Origin of the sequence: Parabacteroides caecihominis (assembly GCF_023656785.1) — a bacterium.
GTDB lineage: Bacteria > Bacteroidota > Bacteroidia > Bacteroidales > Tannerellaceae > Parabacteroides > Parabacteroides segnis.
Genome location: NZ_JAMOKS010000015.1, coordinates 168666 through 180456, shown reverse-complemented (window position 1 = coordinate 180456; position 11791 = coordinate 168666). Strand labels below are relative to the sequence as shown.

The 11791-nt window shown below is 44.2% G+C and carries 4 protein-coding genes; 3 read left to right on the top strand and 1 reads right to left on the bottom strand.

Annotated features, from left to right (window positions below; all coding sequences use genetic code 11):
• Window positions 1-176 precede the first annotated feature (176 nt).
• Window positions 177-4145, bottom strand: a complete 3969-nt coding sequence (locus NBH14_RS14485; protein ID WP_186959012.1) for a hybrid sensor histidine kinase/response regulator transcription factor — start codon at window positions 4143-4145, stop codon at window positions 177-179.
• Window positions 4146-4419: 274 nt separating this feature from the next.
• Here NBH14_RS14485 and NBH14_RS14480 point away from each other — a divergent pair, with 274 nt between their 5' ends.
• Genes NBH14_RS14480 through NBH14_RS14470 form a run of 3 tightly spaced genes read left to right on the top strand, consistent with a single transcriptional unit; the run spans window position 4420 to window position 11104 of the window.
• Window positions 4420-7617, top strand: a complete 3198-nt coding sequence (locus NBH14_RS14480) for a SusC/RagA family TonB-linked outer membrane protein (protein WP_250817593.1) — start codon at window positions 4420-4422, stop codon at window positions 7615-7617.
• A 12-nt stretch (window positions 7618-7629) separates the two neighbouring features.
• Entirely contained in the window at window positions 7630-9492 is a 1863-nt protein-coding gene (locus NBH14_RS14475) for a RagB/SusD family nutrient uptake outer membrane protein (protein WP_186959010.1), read from the top strand.
• 25 nt (window positions 9493-9517) lie between these two features.
• The gene (locus tag NBH14_RS14470) at window positions 9518-11104 is read left to right on the top strand and encodes a sulfatase family protein (RefSeq protein ID WP_186959009.1); all 1587 of its coding nucleotides are present in this window, start codon (window positions 9518-9520) and stop codon (window positions 11102-11104) included.
• Window positions 11105-11791 lie beyond the last annotated feature (687 nt).

The following is an 11791-nucleotide window of genomic DNA, read 5'->3' as shown; positions in this document are numbered from 1 at the left end:
ATAACTCGCGATAGTTCATAACTCATGCTTTTGAATAGCCGAAGTTAATTTCTTTCTACTACTTAACAAAATTTCAAAGAACTTTTTCAAAGACTAGTTTTTACACAGTCTCTCAAGAGGGGAGTTAGGTACAACCGGTCAATAATCGGATAGTTCATATTTGTCAAATATCGAATCTAATCTTCTCTTTCGCTATTGCATTCTTTTGTTGTAGCCTTACTATTCCTGTATTGCGACGGCGGCATGCCTTTGAGCTGTTTGAACAGTGTGCTGAAATGGCGGGGATACTCGAATCCTACAGTTTCGGATATCTCTGTGATATTCATGGAAGAGCCAACCAGTAGCTGGCAGGCTTTATCTATGCGGATCATATTGATATAATCGTTAACCCCCATATTGGTTAAGGCCTTCAGCTTGGCATAAAGCGGCGTACGGCTCATTCCCATCTGCGTGGTAAGGAACTTGACATCGAGTTCACGCGATGAAAGGTTGTCGTAAATCAGCTTGTTCAGTTTCAGCATGAACTCCTCGTCCAGATTGTTTGTCTGTGAAGGGGTTGCTTCCGGAGGAAGTAAATGGCTTTCTTTATATTTCTGCCTGATCGCTTCCCTGTTTTTTAGCTGGTTGCTGATGACTGCCAGTAATAATTCCATATCGAAAGGTTTTGCCAGATAAGCGTCCGCTCCCAGTTTGTATCCCATTGTCGTGCTGTCCAGATCACCCCTGGCAGTTAAGAGTATAACAGGAATATGGCTGGTTGCCATATCTTCCTTTATCTTTTTACACAATTCATAACCGTTCATCTTCGGCATCATAATGTCGCTGACGATGATGTCCGGATGCTTCTGGTTAATTATTTCAATGGCCTCTTCTCCGTCGCCTGCCACATAGACATTTTTGAATGATTCCTGTAAGGATTCTTTCAGGAACGAACTTAATTCCTTCTTGTCTTCTACGATGATGATAGAATAATGGTTTGTAGAGAATGTCTCCGCTTCGGATGGTGTTTCAACCGGGAACAATATGTCTTGCCGGTTTTCTTTTTCTATGTTTTCATTCTCGGCATCGAGTGGCAATTCAAAGAAGAAAGTGGCTCCGCAGTCTTCATTGTTCATGGCGCCGATCGTTCCTTTGTGCCTTTCTATCAGTACTTTGGAGAAAGAGAGTCCTATCCCGCTTCCCGACTGGTTGTGGTTACCCTGATAGTAGCGGGTAAAGAGTTTATTGGCATCGAGATTGCCCAGACCGATTCCCTGGTCGGCTACGCTTACCCGGACTTTACCATCCAGTAATTCGCTGGATACGGTGATCGTCGTGTCCGAAGGGCTGAACTTCAGCGCATTCATTAATAGGTTCGATAAGACGGTCGTACATTTGGGACCGTCGAACGAAACTTGTCCGATATGTTCATCCAGTTGGTAGTCTATCCGGATATGGCGGGCTTCCAGTTCGCTTTCAAAATCTTTGGCGACGGAAATGATCCATTCGTTCAGTTGATGGGGCGTTTTGTGCAACGTATTCTTCGCCTCCTTCAGGCTGCTCATATCCAATACCATATTGATGGTGTTCCGCATATCCAGCACCTGTTTGTATATGCCGGATAATTGTCCTTTCAGATTTTCCGGTTCATTCCAGCTGTTTTTGTCGAGTATCCTTTTCAGAGGTGCGTAAATCAGTGTTAGCGGGGTACGCAGTTCATGGCTGATGTTGATGAGAAAGCGTACCTTTTCCTCATTCATCTTATTGGTGTGCTCTTTCATCTGCCATTTCATTTTCCGGTTTCTGCGCCGTCTCGCTATGCGTTCGGACCAGAAAAGAAAGAGGATTAACAGGATGATGAAAATGACAAAGACGTAGGGGCGTTGATACCAGGGAGGTGTTACCGTGATATGAAGTACTTCGACCGGTTCGCTCCATTCTCCGCTTTTCGAATTACAGGACACCAGGATGGAGTAGTCGCCCGGAGCCAGCATGCGCAGTGAAAGGATATGGTTGTATGTTTCGGTGTATTGTTGATCGGTCCCGTTAATCATATAACGGTATAGTTTGCTGCGGAACACATCTTTTTCCATCGAGATCACCTTTATTTCGATGGAACTGTGTGTATGGGGAATCGTTATCCGGTTATGACCGTTTTCCAGCTGGTCGATACAGGAGTTCCCGTTCAGTAACACGTCCATCAGCCTGACTTCGGGCAGTGGCTCTTCTTTGGTCGATATGTTTTTATTGATACGCAGCAATCCGGAGGCGCCACCCAGATAGATGTAATCGGAGATAGACGAAACCTGGTATTTATAGATGAACTCATTCGTCGTATAACCGTCCGATTCTCCCCAGGAGGCGAAACGTTTCTTTTTGAGATCGTATGAGAATAACATATTGCGGGCACCGATCCAAAGACGTTCCTGTTCGTCCAGTAGCAAGGTAGAGACACTGTTGAACAGTTTGGTTTCAATCTTGGTAAATTCCTTTGTGTTAGAATCGAAATAACCGAAACCATACTCCGTTCCGATCCAGAAAATACCGTTCTTGTCGCGTGCTACCGCTTTGATCGCTTCATGTCCTCCGATGCTGAGGAGGATATGTAGTGTGTCGCTGCCGTGATATACTTCATACAGATTGTTGCTTTGGATGATAAAGGCCGATTTATCGTCGGCACAAACCATTTTCATCGGACCTACGGCCAGCTTCTTCCCGTCTATCTTCAGGAAAGAGAACTTCCCGGTCCGGAAACTATGGCTGACTGCATTTTTACCCAGAAAATAAGCCCATTCTTCGGTAACCCTATAAGCCAGTGAGGCATTTCCTCCGTGAAACTGGTCGACAGTCGTGGCTTCGTCGATCAGATAGAAGGGGCGGTGGTAGTTTCCTGTTTCTTTATTAAAGAGATACATACCTTTGGTATATAAGGAAACGAGCAATTCAGAGTCTGAATAATCAGTAATGGATACGACTTTATCTCCGTAAGTGGATGGATAATGTTTGAAGGTATCGGTATAAGGATCGTATTGGTTGATACCGCCTCCGTCTGTCCCCAGCCACAAGCGTCCCCGTTTGTCTTCGTGGATACTGATGACTGATATATCGCTCAATCCGTTGGTATTGCTGCGCGGAACATCCGTATATGTTTTCATGAAAACTTCTTTGATACCGATCATACCGCCTCTGACTGTCCCTACCCAGATATTATCCTGTTTGTCTTTATAGATGCATTTGACGGAATTTACGGGGAGCGTATTCTTGTCTCCTGGTGTATGGACAATAGCCGTGATGTCGGAAGGGTTATCCATATCCATAATATTGATTCCTCCGCCATCAGTCGTTATCCAGAGTTTATTGTTTATTTCCAGAAAGTCAAGAACCAGATTATTATTCAATCTGGAATTTCCCGTATGGATATGGTAAAGCTCTTTCCCATCCGGGGCGTAACAAACGAAGCCTTTATTATAGGAAGAAAGATAAAGCCTTTTCTTGCTGTCCAGATAAACCGCATTCAAGTCTCCCGCCAGGATCGGATAATCGGTAGGGGTAATCTGATCGGTAACCGGGTTGTATTTGAGGATACCGTTCCTGCGTGAGATGAGCAAGACTTCGTCCTTGTCCCAGGGACGTATATAATAAGGTACGAAACCGGATGAATCTTTTTGAACGACCGGCCTTTTGCGAAAGGCCCGACTCTTGCCGTCATAGATATATAGTCCTTCATCCGCAGTGAAAAGGATGGAGCCGGAGAATGTATGGAATGAATTTGTTGTGATTATCTTATCTTCGAATTTGACAGGGCGGAATGAGTCGCTGCTTTTATCGTATAAGGTTAATCCGTTGTTGGTAGAAACCCAGATATTGTTCAATGAATCTTCCGCGATGAAATAGATCGTATTTCCCGGTAGGGAATAGGGGTTGTCTTTCTCATGGAAATAACTTTTCATATCGTAACGGTCGAAACAACTCAATCCGGAGGCCGTCCCGATCCAGATCAATCCTTTATTGTCTGCCAGGATACAATTCACTGTTGTTTGCGATAAACCTTTGTCCAGATTCAGCTGCTGGAAGAAATAGCTGGGAGGTGCTCCTTTTGTATATCCTATACAGAAGAAAAACAAAAACAGGAATTGTAATAATTTTATAATAGGGATGCTTCTCATCGTACTTTATTTCTAATAAGTGCAAATGTAATAAAACTGATCTAAAATAGAAAACATTCAGTGTAAACAGAACTTTGGGATGGTTTTTGACATGAAAAGTACGATTATTGACATCGGTATGTGCCGGAAAGTGCAACTTTGCCTTTGCAAATATTAACTAAACAGAGCGTGCTTATGAAATAGGGTTAATTCGATGTTATTGGATATAGGTAAATTTGAAAAAACTTACCTGTCTTGAGAATTAAATTATGTTGTTTACTAAATTTATTGTTTTATGAAAAAATCTTTTCTAACATTCTTACTGATGTTGTTTTGCTTGGCAGGTTTTGCTCAGCAGACAGTAACGGGGGTTATCCTCGAAGAGGCAACCTCCGAACCTTTGGCCGGAGCAGCTGTTCAGGTGAAAGATTCACAGAACGGTACGATTGCCGATGCCGATGGTCGTTTTTCTATCTCGGTATCACCCGGACAAACATTATTAATATCTTATATTGGTCTGATCCCTCAGGAAATCCTGGTAAAGGAAGGTATGAAGGATTTGACAATTAAAATGCTTAGTGATGCGGTTGATATTAATGAAGTAGTCGTTGTCGGTTATGGCGTACAGAAGAAAGTGAATCTGACCGGTTCCGTATCTTCCGTTAAGGGAGATGTGCTGGAACGTCGTCCTGTTGCCGATGCCGTACAGAGTTTGCAAGGGATGGTTCCGGGTTTGCTGGTAAGCAATTCCGATGGTGGCCGTCCGGGTGGAGCCGGTACTTTGACATTACGTGGACAAGGTAACCTGGATAATAATGCGGCCCCTTACGTCTTGGTCGATGGTGTGGAAATGAGCCTCACCGATGTAAACCCCAGTGATATTGAAAATATATCCGTATTAAAGGATGCGGCTGCTTGTGCCATCTACGGTGCACGTGCCGCTTACGGTGTGATTCTTGTCACGACAAAGAAGGGGGAAGAAGGTAAAATGCGTATCAACTACCAGGGTACGGTCGGTTGGAGTACGCCGACTGTTCTGCCGGATATGGTCAATTCGTATGATTTTGCACAGTACTGGAATGCCGGTGTAACCAATGCCGGTTCTCCGCGTTTGTACAGCGATGAGAAACTAGCTTTGTTACAGCAGTATATTAATGATCCGAGTAGTGTCGATCCGTGGTTCGAACTGCCTGCCAATTCCAATATGAACCCGGCTTTCGAAAACTCGGAGTCTGGTGTCGGTAATGTGAATTATTTTGATTTGCATTATAAGAACTGGGCGTTTAAACAGAATCATAATATCAGCCTGAGCGGTGGTGGTAAGGCTGCACAATATTATATTTCAGGTGGTTACTATTCGGAAGACGGAATCCTCCGTTATGCCGATATGGATTATAAACGGTACAATTTTGCAGCCAATGTTACTTCGCAGCTGACTAGCTGGATGAAGTTGAAAGTGAATACCAAATTTATGCATTCCGACCAGAATACTCCGTTTGGTGACGGTGGTATCAGCGAAGGTTTCTATCATTCACTGGCTCGTTTCCGTCCTACGGTTTCTCCGGTCGACCCGAACGGCCATTTCACGGAACTGACAATGATCCCTTATCTGCAGAGCGGAACCTATACAAATACACAGCGTGATAATATGAATATCACTGCCGGGTTGGATATTCAACCTGTTAAGAACTGGTTTATATTCTTCGACTATACCTATAAATTAGGTAATAAAGAATATGAAGCGCTGAATGTCAGCCCGCTTATTTATGGTGCCGACGGTGTCAGTACTTCAAAAGGTGTTCGCTCGGAATTAGGTATGTCTCCCGACGGTAAATTTACCCGCAGCTATGACCGTACACGTTATCAGTCGATCAATTTGTACACAAATTACCTTTTCAGCTTGGCTGAAAAGCACAACTTTACAGTAATGGCTGGTTTTCAGGAAGAAGATTATGAGTTCAGTCTGATGAAGAACTCCATTACCGGCCTGTATTCGACCAGCAATCCGAATGTCGGTATGGGAACCGGCGACAAGACTGTCATCGATACCCGTAACGGTTGGGCTACCCGCGGTTTCTTCGGACGTATCAATTATGATTATGACGGACGTTATCTGGTTGAGCTGAACGGACGTTACGACGGTTCTTCCCGTTTTGCTTCCGGCAACCGTTGGGGATTCTTCCCTTCCGTCTCTTTGGGATGGAACATTACCCGCGAACAATTCATGAGCTCTGTGACTGATGTACTGTCAAACCTGAAACTGCGTGCTTCCTATGGTTTGCTGGGTAACCAGGCCGGTGCCGCCTTATATACTTTTGCCGCAACAATGGAATTGAATAATAAGTTGGGCAATTATATTTTCTCTGACGGACGCCATATCTTTACACGGGCTCCGGGTGTTGTGAATCCGACTACTACCTGGGAAAAGGTGGAAAGTAAGAATATCGGTCTCGACTTTGGATTCTTAGGAAACTCTTTGACCGGTACACTCGATGTTTTCCAGCGTGATACAAAGGATATGTTAGGTCCCGGCGTCGACTTCCCGGATATCTTCGGAGCAGATGCCCCTAAGACCAATAATGCACGGATGAGAAACCGCGGTTGGGAGCTTGCCCTGAATTATCGCGGACAGATAGGTAGTGATATTCAGTATACGATCGGTGGTTCATTGTCGGATGCAACTTCAGAAGTAACGGAATATGCGAACCCGACCGGAACGAATCCGAAAGAAAACTGGTATACCGGTAAAAAGGTCGGTGAGATCTGGGGATATCGTGCCGATGGTCTGATCCAGACACAGGAAGAAGCAGATGCTTATAATGAAAAGTATGACCTGTCATTTATCAGTGGTAAGCCCTGGACTCCGGGTGATGTGAAATATCGCGACCTGAATAATGATAATAAGATCAATAACGGGACCAATACGTTGAATGATATGGGAGATATGACAGTGATCGGTAATACGACCCCGCGCTATCAGTACACAGTTAACGGTTCTATCAGTTGGAAAGGCATCAGCCTGAGCATGATGTTCCAAGGAGTTGGCAAACGTGATTGGGATCCGGGAACAGGCGCTTACTTCTGGGGAAGCGGTCCCTATGCACAGGTAACTGTGTTTAAGGAACATCTGGATTTCTGGAGTGAATCGAATCCGGGTGCTTATTATCCGAAGCCTTATATCCATACGGCAGGCGGCGTTACTCCGTTCAGCAACAAAACAATGACTACCAGCGACCGGTATATTCAGAGTGGCGCTTATTGCCGCCTGAAGAACCTGACAGTCAGCTACGATCTTCCTGCAATCTGGACGAATAAGGTCGGTATGCAGAAAGTTCAGGTATTCTTCTCTGGTGAAAACCTGCTGACCTTTACGAAGTTGAAGGGAATGTTTGATCCGGAAGCGATCTACACAAAGAATGACTACACCAGTGAGGGTGGTAAGAACTATCCGATGAATCGTGTAGTATCCGTGGGTTTGGTTGTTAACTTATAATTTGAAGATCTTATGAAAAAAAGAAATATATTTTTAGGCATGATCCTGGCTTTCAGCCTTACATCCTGCTTTGATATGGATAAAATGCCGGAAGGCGTACTTTCGACTGCGCAGCCTTTCAGCAGTACAGGTGAAATGAGAAATTATCTGGACCAGTTTTACCAGACAGGAAATCCGAAATATGGAGATGATAAAATAAAAGTAAGTTTTGGTGACGGTTTGCGTGTACATGATTTTGGTGCCGGTGGCGGAAGTGGCATTGCCGGTTATGACACGCATAGTGATAATATGTCGGCCAGTTCGGTAAGTTCCCGTCTGGCTGGTGAAACCACATTGAGCGGTGCTTCCAAGCTGACTAATTATACGGCTATCCGTAATTTAAACTTTTTACTGTGTAATCTGGGCAATTGCGTGGAACAAGGTTCTCCCGATTATAACCAGTATGTCGGTGAGGCCTATTATTTCCGTGCGTGGTATTATTACAAAATGTTTGTGGACTATGGACCATTGACTTGGGTGAGTACCCCGCTTGACCCGAATGAGGAAGAGATGCGGTTACCCCGCGACAGTCGTACCGTTGTAGCGGATAGCATTCTGGCTGATCTGGATAAGGCTATTTCTTATCTGGGAGAACAGAACAACAGTGCTTCCATGCGTGTCCATAAAGATGTGGCCCGTGCCCTGAAGAGCGATGTGGCTCTCTTTGAAGGAACCTGGGAGAAATATCATAAGGCAAAAGGCGATAAGTTCTTTGACCCTGCTGTCACGGACGAAAAAATAAAGAATTATTTCACTGTCGCAGCCAATGCGGCGAAAGAAGTCATGGATCGTGGTGTATGGAGAATCTATACAACGGGAAATATGCAGGATGATTATCGTAAGATGTTCCAGACAACAGACCTGTCCGGTAACCCGGAAGTCCTTTGGTTTAAGATGTATGACGGCGACCAGGTTGGTAACAATGTGAACCGTTACCTGAACCAGGGCGGCGGCGGTGTCGGTGTCACAGCTTCACTGATAGATGATTACCTGACAATAGACGGTAAACCTTTTGTCGGTTCTGCACGTACGGAAGCAAAGAAAGTGTTTGGAAACGAACTGTTGTCTGGTGTCCGTGACCCGCGTCTGGCACAGACAATCTGTACGCCGGGACAGCAATTGCGTCCGGATGATACGCCTCCTTATTATGTGGTTCCGCCGCTGATCGGTTCGTCTGCCTATAACCAGAATATGACTGGGTATTCACTGTTGAAATATGTGCAAATAGACTACACAGGTAGTCTGGATGCCGAATTCAAAGGAGCAACCCCGGCAATCCAGTTCCGCTACGCCGATATCCTGTTAAATTATGCCGAAGCGTTAGCCGAGTTGGACGGAGCGGCCAATTCTCAGAAAATAATTGTAGCTTTGCAACCGTTACGTGACCGTGTTGGCATGCCTGCCGTAGATTTTGATCGGGAGTATAATCAGGAGGCTGATTATCCGTTCCGTCATCTGGATAAATATATTCAGGCTGTCCGCCGTGAACGTCGTATCGAGAAAGCCTGTGAAGGCCGTCGTCTGGAAGATATTCTTCGTTGGGCTGCTGCCGAAGAACTGATCGTTGGCAAATGGCCGAAAGGTGCCTTATTTACTGGAAGTAACCTGGAAAACCATCCCGCATTTGGCGGTAAGTTGGTTTACGACCAGGCTTCCGGAAACAATCTCTTCCTGACAGGTAAACCGGGTGACGCACTTCGTTACGTTGTGCCCAGTAATCCGGCTGGTTATGAGCAGGGATGGCAGTTTAATGTAGGCCGCGACTATTTGTTGCCTATTCAACCTCGTATGTTGTCTTTGACAGGAGGTAAATGGGAACAGAACCCGGGATGGTAATCTAATTTATACAAGTATATAGAATATGAAGAACATTAGGTCTAAAGTATTATTCTCATTAACGGGAGCAGCGGTGTTAGCATCGCTGCCTTCCTGCAAAGAGAAAAAAGCAGGGGCAGAGGAGGCTAAAAAGCCGATGAATATCCTCTACATTATGTGTGATGATCATTCGTTTCAGACAATCAGTGCGTACGATCATCGGTTCATCGAGACTCCGAACATCGACCGTATCGCTAAAGAGGGAGTCCGTTTTACTAATAGTTTCGTTGCCAACTCGTTGAGTGGTCCCAGCCGTGCCTGTCTGCTGACCGGTAAGCATAGCCATGCAAACGGCTTTACCGACAACACGAAAACATTCGACGGCGGACAACAGACGTTCCCGAAACTATTGAAGCAAGCCGGTTACCAGACCGCTATTGTCGGTAAATGGCACCTGACATCCGAACCAACCGGGTTCGATTACTGGAACATATTGATAGGACAGGGCGATTATTACAATCCTTATTTTATCGATAACGGAGAAAAGAAACAAATAGAAGGATACGCCACCAATATAACAACCGATCTGGCTATCGACTGGATGGACCAGAAAAGGGATAAGAACAAACCGTTCTGCCTGCTTCTGCATCATAAGGCACCGCACCGTACCTGGATGCCGGATACTTGCGATCTGGAATTGTATAAGGATGTTGTTTTCCCGATACCGGAAACTTTCTACGACAAGTATGAAGGTCGTATTGCCGCTTCGCAGCAGGAAATGAATATCATTAAAGACATGGATCTGGTGTATGACCTGAAACTGGCTGATAAAGAAAACGAAATCCACTCCAATCCGGGATTGGAAAAAGCCGGACGTAATATGTACAACCGGATGACTCCGGAACAGAAAGCCGCCTGGGACAAGCATTACGATCCGATCATCAAAGAGTTCAAGGAAAAGAAACTTTCCGGCAAGGCTTTGGCAGAATGGAAATACCAGCAGTATATGCATGATTATATCCGTGTCATCCATTCGGTAGACCGTAATGTAGGCCGTGTATTGGATTATCTGGAAAAGAACGATCTGCTGGATAATACGATTATCGTCTATACTTCCGATCAGGGATTCTATATGGGTGAACACGGTTGGTTTGACAAACGTTTTATGTATGAAGAATCTTTCCGCACACCGATGTTGGTTCGCTATCCGGGTGGCATAAAGGGTGATATTCCTGAAATGGTTCAGAATATCGACCATGCCGCTACCTTCCTCGAACTGGCAGGCGCTCCGGTTCCTGCAGATATCCAGGGTGATTCTTACCTGCCGTTGCTGAAAGGCGAGCATCCGAAAGACTGGCGTACTTCCTTGTATTACCATTATTATGAGTTCCCGGCCGAACACATGGTAAAACGTCATTATGGCGTACGTACAGACCGTTATAAATTAATGCATTTCTATAATGACATCGACGTATGGGAACTTTACGACCTGCAAAACGACCCGATGGAAATGAATAACATTTATAATAAACCCGGTACGGAAGAAATCACCAAACAGTTGATGGACGAACTGCATAAATTGCAGAAACAATATAACGATCCTATCGAATCGGAATTAGCAAAGAAAAGCTAACAGAATAAGTGAAATAGGTAAAGGAGATGTGGAGAGTTGAACCCCTGGAGTCGAACAAAAAGGCTTCAGGGGTTCTTTTATATATATCGTATAAATGTTTTATTCGCTTAAACATCTCAATAAAAGTTTATCAAAATAAATCCTTCATCTATATGATATATTGTTGGTTATCTTAATGTTACTACTGATAAATAATGAACAAGATGAAGGAAATAGCTTTGTTAACAGGTAGAAAAGAAGTAGGAGTCCGGTAATAGATAATTAGAGTTCTTCTAATAGCCTACTATTCTGAAGGTTATATATGCGTTGTTGTTTGTCATCCGTCGAACGCTTGTTTGATAGTTGTGCGATAAGCGTTCGACAGATGGCAAACAAGTGTCAGATAATTGAAAAACAAGAAAGAAGAAAGCATATCAGGACTAAGGGCTCACTGGTTCTGTATTAGAATAAGATATGCTGACAGATAATCTTCCGGTAGATATTTACCTTTTTATGGTATTGGAAGCTATCAATTATTAGCTAAAAAATCAGGGATTAAAAAGCGTTTCCTTCATTTTGTTCATTATTTATCAGTAGTAACGCAAAGATAACCAACAATCTATCATATAGATGAAGGAATGAAGGATTTATTTTGTAAAACTTTTGTTGAGAGAATATGTCGATAATTGTATCATTCTGTCATGTATA

What these genes read in the sequence shown, in the direction of transcription:
- NBH14_RS14485 (WP_186959012.1), bottom strand. Translation starts at nt 4,145, where the DNA reads ATGAGAAGCATCCCTATTATAAAATTATTACAATTCCTGTTTTTGTTT.
- NBH14_RS14480 (WP_250817593.1), top strand. Translation starts at nt 4,420, where the DNA reads ATGAAAAAATCTTTTCTAACATTCTTACTGATGTTGTTTTGCTTGGCA.
- NBH14_RS14475 (WP_186959010.1), top strand. Translation starts at nt 7,630, where the DNA reads ATGAAAAAAAGAAATATATTTTTAGGCATGATCCTGGCTTTCAGCCTT.
- NBH14_RS14470 (WP_186959009.1), top strand. Translation starts at nt 9,518, where the DNA reads ATGAAGAACATTAGGTCTAAAGTATTATTCTCATTAACGGGAGCAGCG.